Source organism: Rhodococcus sp. MT28 (genome assembly GCF_058792695.1).
On the sequence record NZ_JBXAFD010000007.1, the window covers coordinates 220,579 to 237,365 of the forward strand.

General features: G+C 64.9%; 8 protein-coding genes and 2 tRNA genes. 5 read left to right on the forward strand and 5 right to left on the reverse strand.

The window, feature by feature from the left end; genetic code table 11:
* Window positions 1-105: 105 nt before the first annotated feature.
* Window positions 106-1,275, reverse strand: coding sequence for a L,D-transpeptidase (locus AC1Q6C_RS25930; protein WP_374229205.1), 1,170 nt, complete (start codon window positions 1,273-1,275; stop codon window positions 106-108).
* 368 nt (window positions 1,276-1,643) lie between these two features.
* On the opposite strand from AC1Q6C_RS25930, the gene AC1Q6C_RS25935 reads away from it, so the two are divergent.
* The 3 genes from AC1Q6C_RS25935 (at window position 1,644) to AC1Q6C_RS25945 (ending at window position 3,424) form a co-directional block, all read left to right on the forward strand.
* Window positions 1,644-1,716 (forward strand) — tRNA-Lys (locus AC1Q6C_RS25935).
* 111 nt (window positions 1,717-1,827) lie between these two features.
* The gene (locus AC1Q6C_RS25940; protein ID WP_047270270.1) at window positions 1,828-3,258 is read left to right on the forward strand and encodes an amidase; all 1,431 of its coding nucleotides are present in this window, start codon (window positions 1,828-1,830) and stop codon (window positions 3,256-3,258) included.
* 93 nt (window positions 3,259-3,351) lie between these two features.
* A tRNA-Lys gene (locus AC1Q6C_RS25945) sits at window positions 3,352-3,424 on the forward strand.
* 66 nt (window positions 3,425-3,490) lie between these two features.
* Here AC1Q6C_RS25945 and AC1Q6C_RS25950 read toward each other — a convergent pair.
* A complete protein-coding gene (locus tag AC1Q6C_RS25950; RefSeq protein WP_492666888.1) occupies window positions 3,491-3,712 on the reverse strand; it encodes a DUF3618 domain-containing protein in 222 nt (73 codons plus the stop codon).
* A gap of 145 nt (window positions 3,713-3,857) precedes the next feature.
* On the opposite strand from AC1Q6C_RS25950, the gene bcp reads away from it, so the two are divergent.
* Window positions 3,858-4,331, forward strand: a complete 474-nt coding sequence (gene bcp / locus AC1Q6C_RS25955) for a thioredoxin-dependent thiol peroxidase (protein ID WP_007733290.1) — start codon at window positions 3,858-3,860, stop codon at window positions 4,329-4,331.
* On the opposite strand, the gene AC1Q6C_RS25960 is transcribed toward bcp, so the two are convergent.
* Window positions 4,328-5,677: a dipeptidase gene (locus AC1Q6C_RS25960; RefSeq protein WP_050656801.1), complete on the reverse strand. Its 1,350-nt coding sequence runs from the start codon at window positions 5,675-5,677 to the stop codon at window positions 4,328-4,330. The two genes, bcp and AC1Q6C_RS25960, sit on opposite strands and share 4 nt — an antisense overlap.
* Window positions 5,678-5,967: 290 nt before the next feature.
* Here AC1Q6C_RS25960 and AC1Q6C_RS25965 point away from each other — a divergent pair, with 290 nt between their 5' ends.
* Window positions 5,968-6,669, forward strand: a complete 702-nt coding sequence (locus AC1Q6C_RS25965) for a TetR family transcriptional regulator (RefSeq protein WP_003945379.1) — start codon at window positions 5,968-5,970, stop codon at window positions 6,667-6,669.
* A gap of 58 nt (window positions 6,670-6,727) precedes the next feature.
* Here the strand turns inward: AC1Q6C_RS25965 and acpS are convergent, their stop codons facing one another.
* Both acpS and AC1Q6C_RS25975 read right to left on the reverse strand, forming a co-directional pair.
* Window positions 6,728-7,126, reverse strand: coding sequence for a holo-ACP synthase AcpS (gene acpS, locus AC1Q6C_RS25970; RefSeq protein WP_003945362.1), 399 nt, complete (start codon window positions 7,124-7,126; stop codon window positions 6,728-6,730).
* A 10-nt stretch (window positions 7,127-7,136) separates the two neighbouring features.
* Complete coding sequence (locus AC1Q6C_RS25975; protein ID WP_492666889.1) at window positions 7,137-16,448, reverse strand: fatty acid synthase subunit beta domain-containing protein; 9,312 nt, start codon at window positions 16,446-16,448, stop codon at window positions 7,137-7,139.
* Window positions 16,449-16,787: the final 339 nt, after the last annotated feature.

Below are 16,787 nucleotides of genomic sequence, written 5' to 3' on the forward strand. Positions count from 1 at the left end.
CAGACAGACCGAGAGGCACTTTCGCTCACAAAAGGTGTACAGATGCAGAATGCCCCCAACCGGACGGTCGGGGGCATTCTGCCGTTCAAGGCTTCAGGGACGCACTCAGACGTCCGCGTTGCCGGTCTTCCAGACGCTCCAGGGGATGTTCCAGTCACCGAGGCCGTCGGTGCCGGAGAGAGTGCCGCCGACGGTGTTCTTGACGACGACGATGTCCCCACGCTTGGTGTTGTCGTAGACCCACTTGGCGTTGGACGGGCTCAGGTTGAGGCAGCCGTGACTGGTGTTGGAGTAGCCCTGCTGCCCGACCGACCACGGCGCCGAGTGGAAGAAGATGCCGCTGTAGGACATTCGGGTCGCCCAGTCGACGGGGGTCTTGTAACCCTGCGCCGAGGTGACCGGGACGCCGTACGTGGACGAGTCCATGATCATGTTCGCGAAGCGGTCACCGATGATGTAGACGCCGTTGTCGGTGGGAGTGCTGTCCTTGCCCATGGAGGTGGGCATGGTCATGACGGTCTCACCGTTGACCTGGAAAGTGACCTGCTTGGTGTTGTCGTCCGCCGTGGCGATGACGGCATCACCGATGGTGAAGGAACTCTTGGCGTCTTCCTGCCCGAAGACTCCCTTGCCGAGATTGCGCCCGTACACGTCGACGCTCACGTCGACCTTGGTGCCCGGTGCCCAGTAGTTCTCCGGACGCCAACGGACCTCACGATTGTTGACCCAGTAGAACGCACCTTCGACGGCCGGAGTCGTGGTGACGGTGATCGCGGCTTCGGCAGCCTTGCGATCGGGGATGTTCTCGTCGAACTGCACCGCGATGGGCTGACCGATGCCGACCACGTCACCCTCGTTGGGCAAGACGTACGGCTTGGTGACGTTGCCGGGTGCGCTGGTGGTGAAGGACGTGACCGTCGTACTTGCGCCACCCAATCCGAATGCGCGGGCCTCGATTTTGTACTTGCGGTTGTAGCCGAGTGGCTCGGTGGTGGTCCACGACGCACCGTCGGCAGCAATCGCGCCGGCAACTGCCTTGCCGTCCTGATTGACCATCGTCACGTCGGACAGAGCGCCGTCAGCGACGTTGATCTTGACCGGGTCGCCCGGCGAGAAGCCGACAGCACCGTCGGCAGCGGTCGAGGTGAGCTTCGGCTTGATGAGTTCGGTGAGCGGATTGGAATCGATCGGCGCCGACCCTTCGGTACTGACGTCCTTGCCGCCCGACGTGCACGCGGTCATCAGAACGAGAGCACCGAGAGACGCCGCGATCATCGCCGCGCCCTTCGACGCTCGACCGTTCCCCCCGCGCACGGACAGACCCCACCTTTGACGACTCATCGTTCGACTCCGCTTCACAATTTCTCCGACTAACTTCCGCGTCACATGCGAATCCCACTTACCGGAAGGCAAGTGGGACTTGCGGTATGACTGCGCTGCACCAATGATGCCAGGCGCGCTCGTTACCAACGGTCATGAAAGGCCACGCCGTCAGTAACGTTCAAGTATCAATCGCTCCGAACCGTCCGTTTTGTTACCGCTTTCAGCGGATTTCCTCCGATCGGACTACAGCGGTGACGCCTCCACCTGGCGATTTGCTCCCGAACCGGCGATTCGGCTAATGTTCTGTCTCGCAAGAGCGAGCGCCTATAGCTCAGTTGGTAGAGCAAGTGACTCTTAATCACTGGGTCCGGGGTTCGAGTCCCTGTGGGCGCACTTGCAAAGGTCCCCACCTTCTTCGGAAGGTGGGGATTTTTCTTTGTGTCGTGGTGAACAGGTTGTGGTGAATAGACTTCACAGTTATCGGAACCACGGCCTGGAGGATTGATGACCGAGCGCGAAACCACACCGGGCAGCGAGCTGGCATTTGCCGGGGTTGCGGGTCAGGCCGCTCTGATCCGGTCCGGAGAAATATCGGCCCGCGAGCTCACCGAGAACACACTTCGCCGTATCGAACGCCTCGATTCGACGCTCAATGCTTTTGTGCGAGTTCTCGCAGACGAAGCGCTCGACGAAGCGACACGTCTCGATCAGCGCCAGGCCGACGGCCACAGCCTGGGCCCACTGCACGGAGTCCCGATCGCGATCAAGGACGAGAACGACGTCGCCGGAACGCCCACGACGTACGGCGGTGCGGCAGCAACTCGCATCGCCTCCGCTGACTCGGAGGTCGTTCGCCGTTTGCGCGAGGCCGGCGCAGTGATTGTCGGCAAGACGACGATGCCCGAGTTCGGCATCTGGCCCTTCACCGAGACCGCCGCAAACGGCTACACCAGAAACCCTTGGGACACTGGCATATCCACCGGCGGATCGAGCGGAGGATCTGCGTCGGCCGTCGCTTCGGGCATGGTCGCAGCGGCAATCGGCGGCGACGGCGGCGGTTCCATCCGACTGCCTTCGGCGTTCTGCGGGTTGTTCGGACTCAAACCGCAGCGCGGTCGGGTGAGCACCGCGCCGAACCGAAACCTCTGGCGCGGACTCGGCACACTAGGGCCTCTCACTCGTTCCGTCGAGGACAGCGCGCTCGTGTACGACGTGATCACCGGTACCACCGGGACCGACGACTACACAGCCGAAACGCTCCGCACCAGCTTTGCCGAGTCAGCCGCGTCGGCGCCCGCGCCACTTCGCATTGCAGTGTCCACCCGGAGTCCGGTCCGGGGCGTCCGCCCGTCCCCGGAGGTCGTTGCCGCGGTGCATTCGATCGCAGAGATGTTGAGCGCGTTGGGACATCACGTCGAAGAACACGATCCCGAGTACCCGGACGCAACTGCAGCATTTCTCCCGCAGGTACTCGGCGGCGTCCGCGACGAAGCACTGCGCGTCGATCATCCAGCGTTACTCGAGAAGCGCACACGAGCACTCGCGTCGATCGGCCGGATAGCCGCTCCCGCGCGCGTCGGGAAATTCGCTTACCGCAAAGGTGAGCGAATCGCAGCGACGGTCAACCAGGTCTTCGACACCTTCGACCTGGTCCTGATGCCGACCACGCCCGCGCTGCCACGCCCGATCGGACAACTCGAAGGAACCGGCCTTCTGTCAGCAGTCCGCAAGGCGTTGCCGATCGCCGCCTACTGTTCGATCTGGAATGTCTGCGGCAACCCGGCGGCCGCTGTGCCCGCCGGGTTCTCCGAACGCGGACTCCCCCTGAGCGTCCAACTGGTCGGGCGCAGCGGTGGTGAACCGACCATTCTCGCCGTCGCACAGCAGTTGGAAAGCACCGTCCGCTGGCCGGATTCGCACCCTCCACACTCGTGACTTCCGGAAGCGATGTAACCATCGTCACCACGATGAACACGCGTTTTGCAAACTCCTGAGCCTGTCGGCTAATGTTCTGTCTCGCAAGAGCGAGCGCCTATAGCTCAGTTGGTAGAGCAAGTGACTCTTAATCACTGGGTCCGGGGTTCGAGTCCCTGTGGGCGCACTTGCAAGAAGGCCCCCACCTCACCAGGTGGGGGCCTTCTTCATGTTCTGTCTTCGACAACTCGGGTCAGCGAATGATCTTCCGGACCACGAGTAGTCCCACCACTGAACCGACTGCGATCAGCGCGTACTTCACTGCCGGCTCGTTGAGCTTGGCGAGCACCGTCTTCTTGGTGTTCTCGACCAGCCGCTTCGGGGTGGTGCGGACCGTCAGTTCGTCGAGTGTGCTCGCGAGCTGGTTACGCGCCTTCTCGATCTCGCGTTCGATGCTCTCGGTGTCCCTGGGCACGTGTCCTCCAACTTGTCTGTGTTCTGCTGCTCTGTGTGCGGGTCTGCTGTGCGGACGCAGCGCGCCGACACTTCGCTCTACCGTAGAGGAGCAGAATGCCCTCGCGCCCACCTGCCGCGCAATTTCTCGACTAACCTCGATTCCCGTGACCGAGAACAGTAGATTGTCCGCCGGCGACGTCGCGCCGGATTTCACGCTCCCAGACGCCGATGGCAACGAGGTTTCCCTTCACGATTACCGCGGCCGCAAGGTCATCGTGTACTTCTACCCGGCGGCCAGCACCCCGGGGTGCACCAAGCAGGCCTGCGACTTCCGTGACAGCCTCGCCGAGCTGAACGGCGCCGGCCTCGAAGTCATCGGAATCTCGCCGGACAAGCCCGCAAAACTCGCGAAGTTCCGCGATACCGAAGAGTTGACCTTCCCGCTGCTCTCCGATCCCGAGAAGGCGACGCTCGAAGCCTGGGGCGCGTTCGGTGAGAAGAAGATGTACGGCAAGACCGTCCAGGGCGTCATCCGCTCGACGTTCCTCGTCGACGAGGAAGGCAAGATCGAGGTGGCCCAGTACAACGTCCGGGCCACCGGCCACGTCGCCAAGCTACGACGCGATCTGTCGGTCTAACTCCCGTACCGGCTCAAGAACAGAGCCTCCGCGAAAGCGAGATTCTCGATCTCCGACGGGTCGACGCTTTCGTCGGGCGCATGAATGCGGCATTGCGGTTCCTCGACGCCGATCAACGCGATCTCCGCGTCGGGGAACTGCTCGGCCAGTGCACTGCACAGCGGTATCGATCCCCCTTGGCCGGCAAATCCGACTTCGCGGCCGTAGGCATCGGTGAGCGCGGACTTCAGCTGCGCGAAACCTGCACCCTCCGTCGAGGACGAGAACGGCGATCCCGTCGATTCCGGAACGACCTCGATGTGGACGCCCCACGGCGCCGCCGCGCGGAGGTGGTCCGTCAACAACTTCTGTGCCTGCGCCGGATCCGTGCCAGGCGGGACACGAAGATTCAGGCGCGCCGACGCGCGGGGCGTGATCGCCGCCGCCGAACCCACGACCGGCGGGCAGTCGATACCCAGGATGGTCAGCGCCGGACGAGCCCACACCTGCTCGGCGACCGAACCGGAACCAGTCAGCTGCACCCCTTCGAGCACCCCGGCGTCGGAGCGGAACTGATCGCCGTCATAACTGACACCCGCCCATTCCTGGTCGTTGGTCAAGCCTTCGACAGTGGTGTTTCCGGCGCTGTCGTGCAGCGTCGAGAGTATGTGCACCAGCGCGGTGATCGCATCGGGCGCCGGTCCACCGAAGACACCGGAGTGAATCTCACCCTCGAGCGTCGACACGTGGACCACAACGTTCGCGATCCCGCGCAATGACGTCGTGATCGTCGGCTCCCCGACTTCGGTGTTGCCGGTATCGGCGATCAGGATCATGTCGGCTGCAAAAAGTTCGGGCCGCTCTCGCACCAGATCCTCGAGACCGCCAGTGCCCATCTCCTCGGATCCTTCGGCGACGAGCGTCAGGTGGACGCTCGGATCCACACCGGCTGCGGCGAGCGCTCGCAGAGCTGTCAGATGCATGACGACGTTGCCCTTGCAGTCGGAAGCGCCCCGTCCGTACCACCGTCCGTCGCGCTCGGTGAGCGTGAAAGGCGGGGAGCCCCAGAGCTCTTCGCTTCCGGGCGGCTGAACGTCGTAGTGGCAGTACAGCAGAACGGTCGGAGCACCGCCCGGGCCTGGTCGACGCCCGACAACCGCGGCCGAACCGTCGGAGGTCTCGATCGCCTCGATATCGGCGAAACCCTGAGCCCGGAATGCCTCCAGGACCCAATGCGCAGCGGCCGCGCATTCTTCCGGCGGGTACTGCCGTGCATCGGCGACGGACTTCATCGCCACAAGTGCACTCAGATCCTCACGGGCACGCGGCATGAGTTCACCTACCGCGGTTCGCAGTTCTTCCGTCATCGTCTCCCTCTCCTCGGCATCGAATCTCGGTGTGCCCGAAGAATCTCAGTCTGCCCGAATCGGACGTAGGCAGGCGCCAGGATCGCCGTTGCGCCACACCGCGCAGCAACCTCTTCGGCTACTGGACAGTTGGTCACCTAGTATCGAGGTGTGGCAACAGCATCGGGACTCGTGTGCGCGCACCTGCGCGGTGCGTTTCGACCGATCACGACCGCCGAAGTAGGTGGCCGATGACACCGGATAATGCACAAGTCCCAAATTCGACAGAAAACACCGATAGCCTGGAAGACGTGCAGCCCACGACTCGTCACCGCGCGCGGCGACGAGTCGACCCAGCACTGGAGAATCCCCAGAGCCTCGAAGAACCGCAGGAACTGCTGCCGCGCAAGCGTCCGACGCAAGAGCGCAGCCAGCGTAAATTCGACGCACTCCTGGCTGCGTCACGGGAACTCCTCACCGATGTCGGTTTCGAATCGTTCACCTGTGAAGAAGTCGCGGCACGTGCTGACGTCCCGATTGGGACGCTTTACCAGTTCTTCGCGAACAAGTACGTCATCGTGTGCGAATTGAACCGCCAGGACCTCGTCGGGGTCCAGCACGAGCTTGCTCAGTTCGGCGGCGAAGTACCCTCGCTCGACTGGTTGCGGTTCCTGAACAGTTTCGTCGATCACATGGCCGGGCTGTGGACGTCTGATCCGTCGCGCCGCGAGGTCTGGCTGGCGATGCAGTCAACGCCGTCCACGCGGGCAACCGGAGTCATTCACGAAAAGCAGTTCGCCGAGACCGTAGCGAAAATGCTCGGCCCGTTGACGCCTCGTACGCGGCGAGATCGTCGCCTGATGATGGCGGAAGTTCTTGTCCACGTGGTGTATTCGATGCTCAATTTCTCGGTTCAGGACGGTCAGTCGCATGCCGACGCCGTCGCCGAACTGAAAAGGTTGATGATCGCGTATCTCCTCGTCGCCGAGAAGGAATCCCGCACGAAGGACTAGTCGGACGACAAAGAGCCGGTCTCCCCTTGGGAGACCGGCTCTTTCGTGTCCGGCAGTGCTACTCCGGGTCGGATTCGATGACCGCGAAAGCGCCCGCCATGTCCCCGTCGTGCGTGAGCGAAATATGAATCTTCACTCCGGTCAGGTGTTTGGCCACGTCACCGCGAAGCCGGATGCCGGGGCGCCCCCAGGCGTCCGAGACGACCTCGATCTGATTGTGGATCATTTCCCCCAGCACCGGTGGGCCGGCGAAGAGAGCAGTGGACCATGCCTTGATCACTGCTTCCTTCGCAGCCCACCGGGCGGCGAAATGTCGTGCCGGTTCGGAGCTCCGGGTAGCGGCGTCTCGACGCTCGCCCGGTGTGAAGTTGTCGAGCATTGCCGTTCCCGGCCTGTTCAATTGCTCGGCGAACTCCGACACCGTCACGAGGTCGAAACCGATACCCAGAACTCCCATACCGTGACTACTACTTGCAGCCGGGCAGATTCGAGCGGTACACCTGGTCTGCGCCGAGTCGTGCGTCCTCGCTCAGCAGCATGTCCGCTTCGAGCTGACGCGACGCCTTGGCCGGCGTTCCGTCGGCACCGAGGCGACGATCCGCCGGGCGCTCGTAGAGGCTGTCGCCACCGCACATCGCCTTCGCGAGGCGACGCTGACCGTCGATCGTCCGCTGCTGGGCCGCAGCAACATAGGCGTCACGCTTGTCGGCCGGAACCGACTCGACGAATGCCTGCGGGTGCACGACTGCGATCAGGCCGGAGACGTGACCGAAGCCGAGGCTGGTCAGCAGGCCGGCACGCAGCGGAAGCTGATCACCGAACTTGAGCGGCTGACGTGCCCACACGAGGTGCTCGAACTCGGCCATCTTGTCGTCGACGCAGTCGAGACTGCGGTTCGGCGGGACGATGCCCTGGCTCAGTACCTGGCAGAGCCCGATCAGCTGGAAGGCTGCGGCACCACCCTTGGCGTGACCGGTCAGGCTCTTCTGCGAGACCACGAACATCGGCGCGCCTTCACTGCGTCCCAATGCCCCGGCGAGGCGCTCGTGCAGCTCTGCCTCGTTGGGATCGTTGGCGGCAGTGGAGGTGTCGTGCTTGGAGATCACGGCGATGTCGTCGGCGCTCACGCCGAGTGCGTTGAGCGAGAGTGCGAGCTGCGAATCCGCTCCCCCACGTCCGGCGCCCAGTGCTCCGAGTCCCGGTGCCGGGATCGAGGTGTGGACACCGTCGGCGAACGATCCGGCCCAGGCGACCACACCGAGGACGGGAAGACCCATCTCGAGTGCCAGGTCACCGCGAGCGAGGAGAATCGTTCCGCCACCGGCCGACTCGACGAATCCGCCGCGGCGACGATCGTTGGCCCGCGAGAAGCGGCGATCCTCGATGCCCTTGGCATGCATGTCCTCGGTCTTGGCAGTGGCCGACATGTCGCCGAAGCCGATGATGCCTTCCGTGCTCAGATCGTCGAACCCGCCGGCAACAACCAACTGCGCCTTGCCGAGTCGGATCTTGTCGACGCCTTCTTCGACGGATACCGCTGCCGTGGCGCAGGCGGCGACGGGGTGAACCATCGCACCGTAACCGCCGACGTACGACTGAACGACGTGCGCTGCAATGACGTTCGGCAGCGCTTCCTGCAGGATGTCGTTCGGACGGTTCTCGCCGAGCAGCGTGTCGATGTACAGGCTCCTCATGGAGGTCATGCCGCCCATGCCGGTGCCCTGCGTGTTGGCGACCAGGCTCGGGTGTACCCAGCGGAGCAGTTCGCTCGGAGTGAAGCCGCCGGTGAGGAAGGCGTCCACCGTTGCGACGATGTTCCAGAGGCCGACGCGGTCGACCGAATCTGCCATGTCGGCGGGGATGCCCCACTTGGTGACGTCGAAGTTGGTCGGAATCTGGCCGCCGACACTGCGAGTCAGCTTCATCTTGCGCGGGACGCGGATCTCGGTGCCTGCGCGGCGGGTGACCGTCCAGTCTCCGGACTCGGCGGAAACCGTCGCCGTCGTGTTCTCCGGATCGGATTCGACGAAGGCCTGAGCCTCTGCCTCACTGCCGACCACGAAGCTCAGATCCTTGTCCAGGAACACGGAGGTGAGCAGCGGAGCGGTGTTGTCGATCATCGCGCCCTCGTCGACGTAGCGACGGATGCCGCAACGCTCGACGACTGCGTCGTGGTACTTGTCGGCGATTTCCGCCTCGGGTACCAGGTCACCGGATTCGACGTCGTACCAGCCCGGCTTGGGGTCGTTCTCCCAGACGATGAGTCCGGTGTTCCACGCCAATTCGAGAACGCCTGCGGCAGAGAGCTGCTCGTCGACCTCCATCTCGAAGCGGGTACGCGAGGAACCGTAGGGTCCGAGCTCTCCGGCACCCACGATGACCACGAGGTCCGCGGGGGTGACGTCCAGTTCGGGCCAGCTCGGAGCCTTGACCGAGTCGTCGATGCGAGCCGGCGCGGGCAGCGCCAGGATGCTGGACTCGTCCACTGCTTCGTCGACAGCTTCGGCGATCTCGGCAACCTCGGCAGCTTCCTTGGCCAAAGCACCCAGATCCAGGTTGGCCTCGGACAGTCCGCCGGTCAGGTCGACCTCGAGCGGGGCCTCGGCAGCAGCGCGCCGCGACTCGCGGGTTGCCGTCTTCAGCAGTTGGGTCGCCATCTCCTGGGTGGACCAGGTGCGGACGCCCGCAGCTTCGACTGCGTCGACGATCGGATCGTTGTGACCCATGAGTCCGGTTCCGCGAACCCAACCGATGACCGCATGTGCCAACGTGACCCGCTCGGCCCAGTTGCGCTCGGCCTTCCAGCGGTTGACCACGGCGATCAGCGAAGCCTTGGCCTCACCGTATGCACCGTCGCCGCCGAACGTTCCGCGGTTCGGCGAACCGGGCAGCACTACGTGCAGGTGCGTGTCGACATCGCTGTCGTAACCGATCTTCGACAGACCGCCGATGAGGCGCTCCACCGACCAGAGCAGCACGCGCATTTCCATTTCGGCGCGAGCGCCGGCGTCGGAGAGTTCGCCGCCGACACGGGGAGCTGCGAACGGGAAGAGCATCGTCGGCGTCATGGCCGGCTTGATGAGCTTCTTTGCGCCGCCTGCGTTCTCGGTGGCCTCGTTGCCGATCCAGTCGATCAGTGCGTCGACGTCGGTGTACGACGCCATGTTCGCGGGAACCACCCAGAGGGCTGCACCGGCGCGAGCATTCTCGCGGTACAGGTCGCGGTAGAAGCCGAGACGCTGACCGTCGAGTCGCGAGGTGGTCACGAATACCGTTGCGCCACCGGCAAGGAGCTTGCCCGTGACCGCTGCCGCGATGGAACCCTTGCTGGCGCCCGTCACTACTGCGACCTCGCCTGCCCACTCGGGTGCGTCGGATTCTGCCGCAGCAGCCGCATCAGCGATGCGGGTGTAGACCTCGGCGAGTGGGGTGCGGCCTTCGTCGGTTGCACGGGTGGCCCACCACTTCGCCTGTGCGGCGACGGTGGAGCCGGCACCGATGAAGTTCTCGACCGACAACGCGGTGTCACCGAGCCAAATGCGAGCGAGATCCTCACGCGCACTTGCCCAGCGGTCGTCGAGCAGCACGGCCTTCTGCGCGTCGAATGCCGGAGCAACCAGACGCGGCCAGTCGGAGCCGAGTTCAGCCGAGACCAGGTCGACCAGTTCGGTGTCCTCGACCGTCGCGACTGCCGTTTCTTCGTTCAGTCCGAGCTGCTCGAGTACCAGGCGTGCGGCCGAGGCCAGAACGCCGTTGCGACCGGTGATGTTCTCGGTGAACTCACCCAGAGCAGCTGCGTCGACAGTTCCGCCGCTTCCGCCGCCGGTAGCGGGCAACGAGACACTGACTCCACGAGCAGACCCGACCGAGGCAACTGCGCTGTCGATGACTGCGTCCACTGCTGCCGCGTCGGCCAGTGCGCCGGAGCTCAGGCCACCGAGGTCGCCGCCGCGGATGCTGGCGCCGTCACGGGTACCGAGAGCCACTGCTGCGGTGACGTGGTGTGCCCAGCCGTCGCCCAGTTCCCAGACCTTCTTGACGCGGTCGGCGATGTAGCCGGGACGCTTGCCCGAGGGGCCGAAGACCTTACGCAGGTGATCGTTGATCGAATCGGAGAGCACCGGTCCGAACGGCTTGTACGTACGGGCGAGCTTGTCGACGGTTGCCCCCAGGGAGCCCATGTCGGCGTCTGCGGCCCCGTCGATGGCACCGAGGGAGAGCTCGGAGCCGAGGTCGACCAGAAGCTGGTTGCGACGCGAGGAAACGCCGTCGCACAGTGCCTCGATCGTGTCCGCGGGGCCGACCTGATCGGGACGGAGCTTGGTCCACAGGCTGATCAGGACCTTCGTGGCGTCGGGCGCCTTGAAGGTGAGGTCGTCCGGACGCGGTCCACCCGAAGGTGCAGCCGGCGCGGCAGCGGCAACCGGAGCAGCGGCCGCGGCGGCCGGAGCAGCCTGCGCGGCAGGCGCTTCGATCTCGTCGTCGTCATCGACAGCGGGGTCGACGTCGGTGCCGTAGACGATCGCGGCTTCGCGCTCGACGTTGAGAACCTCGACCGGGTAGCCGAAGCGGCCCGGCAGCTTGAGGGTCTGCGACGCGAGGTTTGCAACGGTCGGGGCAGCGCCGAGACCGATCTCGACGAAGCGTTCGACCCCGAGTCCACCTTCGGACTCGTCACCGAAGAGCAGGTCCTGCGTCTCGATCCAACGGACCGGGCTGGCGAACTGCCAAGCCAGCAGCTCGATCAGGATGATGCGGGACAACTCGTGAGTGCGCGTTGCGTAGCTGTCGAAGTCTGCGAGGACTTCCTGCAGCGGCTCGGACGGCACCAGGTCGGCGATTTCCTGAACGAAGTCACGACGCAGCGAGAACGGCTTCGGAACCAGGTTCGGGATGTAGCGGCCGATCAGGATGTCCGGATCGATGTCGTGCGGGAGCAAGTCCTGCAGGCACACGCGGAAGTCCGCCACGCCACCGCGAAGGACGGTGGAGTGGAACGGCACGTCGATGCCGGGAACCTGGATGTATGCCCGCTTGCCACCGAATTCTGCTCGGCGACGATCGATTTCGACCTCGAGTGCGTCGAGACCGGCTACCGAACCGGCAATGGCGTACTGGCTGCCGCGCAGGTTCAGGTTGACGATTTCGAGGAACTCACCGGAGGTCTCGGCGACACCGGCGACGAAGCCCTGCACGTCGTCGTCGGAAACACCGATCTGCGACGGGCGAATAGCGGCCATGCGGTAGTCGGAGCGTCCGGCTTCGTCACGGGGAACGAGCTGGTGCATGGCGGAGCCACGCTGGAAGACGACCTCGAGAAGTGCTTCGAGCGGGAAAACCTCGGCGACAGCAGCGAGTGCGTTGTACTCACCGACCGAGTGACCGGCCAGAAGGGAATCCTCGATGAAGGTTCCGGATTCGCGCAGCTCGGCAACCTGGGCAACACCGAGAACGGCCATGGCCACCTGGGTGAACTGAGTCAGGTGCAGGACGCCGTCGGGATGCCTGTGCTCGACACCACGGGCCTTGACGGTCACCGGGTTGTCGCGCACGACAGCGAGAATCGAGAATCCGAGTGCCTTACGAGTGTGCTTGTCCGCGCGCTCCCAGACGTCGCGGGCGGCCTTGGAGCGTGCGCGAGCGTCGAGGCCCATGCCCGGGCGCTGAATGCCCTGGCCGGGGAAGGCGTAGACGGTCTTCGCTGCGGCAGTGCGGCCGGTGGCGACCATGACCAGTTCGCCGTCGATGCGGCAGCCGACCTCGACGATTTCTGCGCCCTGGTCGATGCCGACACGGTCGACGCGGACGTCGATCTCGGCGCCGGGGCGAACCATCCCGAGGAAGCGGGCGGTCCAGGCGGTCAGGCGGCGCGGCGGGACGCGGGTCTCGGCCGGGTCGACTGCGGTGACTACCTGCTGCGCTGCGGCGGAGAGCCACATGCCGTGCACGATCGGGGTTCCGAGGCCGGCCAGCAGAGCGGCGTTGTCGGAGGTGTGAATCGGGTTGTGGTCACCGGAAACCTGAGCGAACGCGCCCATGCTGACCGGAGCGAGGATCTTCGCGTCACGGCGACGACGACGCGAGGTGTCGACAGCCGCATCGCTGATCGATCCACCGGCGCGAGCCGGGTCGGCGAGTTCGCCTGCACCGGTGCGTCCGCGGATCGCGAAACGCTCGGTCATGGTGACGACTGCGGGGGCGTCGAGGCCCTCGCCGAGCATGGCACCGACCTCGACCTTGACCTCGACGACACGACCGAGGTCGGTGTCGAGAACCGAGGCGACCTCGGCATTGACCACGAGAATGCTTGTCTCGGAGGGAAGTTCACCGACGAAGTCGACGGTGTGGTCGAGGTGGACCAGGTCGAGCATGCCTTCGATAACGGAAAGACTGTCGAGCTTGGCTGCGCCGAGGACTGCGAACACTGCAGGCCAGCATGCTCCGACGACGACGTCCGGAACAGCCTTGCCGCTGACACTGAGCGTGGTGGGCAGACCCGAACCGGTGACACCGGCGTGATCGGCGATGCGATCGGGAACCCACGCGACGTTGAGGCGAGCCTTGCCGTTCTTGACTGTCGGAAGTTCCTGTCCGGCAGCAACTGCCAGGAGCGCGGACATCGCACCTTCGGCATCGGCTTCGGTGACAACCGGAGCGCCGCCGTCGACGACGGACTCGGGGATCGTGATCGTGATGTCGACGGACTTGCCTGCCACCAACGGAACCGAAAGCAGCACGTGCGAGGAATCGACGACGGTCAGACTGGAACCGGTGGTGCCGTGAACTGCCTTGTCGGCAGACTCTGCACTCCACTCGTCGAGGTCGCCGAGACGACGGACGGGGTTCTGGGTCAGGCGGCCGGCCCACTGGAGGTCAGGAGCCGAGAGAACGGCGTCGAGAAGTCCGGGTGCGGAATCCTGGTGGCGACGGCTCGCGAGTGCAACCGGAGTGGTTCCGGCAGCAACCAATTCGTCGTAGGTCGCCTTCTCGAAGCGATCGAGCAGGTCACCGACCGGCTCGTCGACACGGGTGATGCCGGCGACGGCAACGGTGCCGGGGATGACGCAAACCTGATCGGCGGTGTAGCGGGGGTCGTGTGCCTGCCACAGGGAGTCGCTGCGCCACCAACGACGCACGTCACCGTCGACGACGGGAACGAAGTTGACCGGCTTGCCCGGCGTCTTGCACAACGAGATGAAGAACGAGACGTCTGCGGGATGCAGAACGGTGGTCGAGTAGTCCGGGTACGACGCCTGCAGTGCGCAGATCGCAGCCTCGGGGCGCTCGAGGGTCTCGGCGTCAGCGAACAGCGTGGGGATCGGGCCGCGGTCGACCGGGTGCAGACGCGCCTCGGTGCGCTGGAGCATCTCGCCGAAGCGAGCACGCCAGGTGATGTCGAGCCACGGGCTCGACGTCGCCTCGACGATGGCGTCCTGAAGATCGGCGCCGCAGTCGAATTCCTTCGCCGCGTCGATGCCGACGGTCAGCTCGAGGTAGCGGCGCAGCCACTGTGCGTACGTCATGGTCTCGACGTCGCCGAAGTACGGCTTGGCGGTGACGTCGAGGGCGGCGATGATCTCGTCGCGGCGCTCGGCCACTGCCTCGGAATCGCCGGCAACCTCGTCGAGGAGGCGCCCGGTACGCGAAGCCGCGTTGTCGATCTCGTGGATGTCGGCACCGAGCTGGCTACGGCCGGAGGCCATTCCGCCTTCAGCGGTACCTGCACCGACCCAGTCCGGCGTACCGGGTGTGTCGACGAGGAGCTGCTTGACCTCGGGAGAGGTGGTGGCCTCGAGAGTCGCCATGGCTGCGGTGCCGACCAGGATGCCGTCGACGGGCATGGCCGGGAAACCGGCTGCGGCAGACCAGCGACCGGTCAGGTAATCGGCTGCGCGCTCGGGTGTTCCGATGCCGCCACCGACGCAGATGACCAGGTTCGGGCGTGTACGCAGCTCGGCGTACGTGTCGAGGAGCAGGTCGTCGAGGTCTTCCCACGAGTGGTGTCCGCCGGCGCGGCCGCCTTCGATGTGGACGATGACCGGGAAGTTCGGAACCTCGTTGGCGATGCGGATCACGGAGCGGATCTGCGCCACGGTGCCGGGCTTGAATGCAATGTTGGTGATGCCGATCTCGGACAACTCGTCGATGAGAGCAACAGCCTCTTCGAGTTCCGGGATACCGGCGGTGACGATGACGCCGTCGATGGGAGCACCGGCGGTACGGGCACGCTGGACGAGGCGCTTGCCACCGAGTTGCAGCTTCCACAGGTACGGGTCGAGGAACAGGGAGTTGAACTGGACCGCGCGGCCCGGCTCGAGCAGCATCTTCAGCTCTGCGACACGGTCTTCGAAGATTTCTTCGGTGACCTGCCCGCCACCGGCAAGCTCGGCCCAGTGACCGGCATTGGCTGCCGCGGCAACGATCTTGGCGTCGACCGTCGTCGGCGTCATACCTGCGAGCAGGATGGGTGAACGACCGGTCAGCTTCGTGAACGCGGTCTCGACGCCGATACGGCCGCCGGGAAGCGCAACGGGCTTCGGCGCGAACTCGGACCACGAACGTGAGACCTCAGGTGCTGCACCGGGTGTGAGCAGATTGCGGTGTCCGCCGCGGGTGGCTGCGGCAATGATGCCGATGCCCTGTCCACGCAGCGAAGAGGACGTCATACGGGTCAGCTGATCGCTGGGTCCGAGATCGAGAATCCACTTGGCGCCGGCGGAGATTGCGCCGTCGACAGCCTCGACCCAGTCGACCGGATCGACGAGGACACCCTGCGCAAGTTCGCGCGCACGGTCCGCGTCGAGACCGCAACGGGTCGCCCAGCTGCCGACGAGTTCGACGGCCTCGGTCAATGCGGGGTGATGGAAGCCGATTTCGGTGTCGAGCGGATCGAAGGACGGCGCGAAGACGGAACCGCCACGCTTCTTACCCTCACGCTCGCGGGCTTCCTCGGCTTCGATCTGTTCACAACGCTCTTGCACGCGTGCCAGCTGAGCGGGCGGCCCGGCGAGAACGACGCGGCGACGGCCGTTGCGGATGGCGAGGACAGCCGCGCGCTCAGGCGCCACACCCTCGGCAAGCTCGGCGACGACGGCGGCGAGACGCTCGGGATCGACGCCCGAGACCGCAACCATCGGCTTCGCGGAGGCGCCGGCGATGACGCCGCGGCGACGGCCGACCAAGCTGGCAGCAGCACCGACGAGCTGTGCGACGGCGAGGAGTTCACCGTCGTCGTTGCCCTGCGCGGCTACGGCAGCCGTGGCCAGAAGGCCCTGCGAGTGGCCGATGACGGCAGCCGGCGGGTTACCGGCTACATCCAGACCCTGAGCGGAGAGTGCACGCAACGCCGCAAGCTGCGTGAGGAAGACGCCGGGGAGTGACACCGGAGCTGCGGTGAGCGCGGCAGCGGAAGGCCCGGCCGACTTCTCACCTTCTTCTTCGTCGACGATCTCGGCTTCGAGCATCCACGCGATCGGATCGAATCCGACCGGGCGAACCACGAGGAGATCCTGCGCGACGGGCACGAGGCGTGCTGCTGCGTCGTTGACCAGATCGGTCAGAACGGGCTCCAGGCCGTTGTCACGGCTGAGCTCCTCGAGCGAGGTGAGCCAGGGAGCGCCCTGTCCACCGAAAGCGATTGCGTAGGAAACGCCGTTGTTCAGCGAATCGACGAGGGCACCTTTGCTGGTCGTGCGGGACTGTCCCCCATCGACGCCGAAACGGCGTCCACCCTTCGAGTCGCGTCCGTTTCCTGTAGGTGTCGTGTCATCGATCGTCACGCGTACGTCCTCTCCTGGTCACCTCTGCGGCGAGGTGGGATTTGCGGTGTGCTGCCCGGCTGAAGTGCTCGCGAATTCGTCGAGAGAATCGACGGAGTCAGGGCGTTCGTGCAAGACAAGGTTTACACAGAATCATGAGGATTTCCTCACGTTTGTCGGCACCCTGGAAATCTGGACTTTCGGGGCCGTGATCTTCCTCACGAGACTTCGAGAAAGTGACTCGCGAGTAGGTCGCGAACGCCCTGCCTGGGACTGTTACCGGGATTTTCAGAAACCTGAGGAACCCCTCATATTTATTGTTACCAATTCGTGACCTCCTTGACGGACGGTCGATCCCGT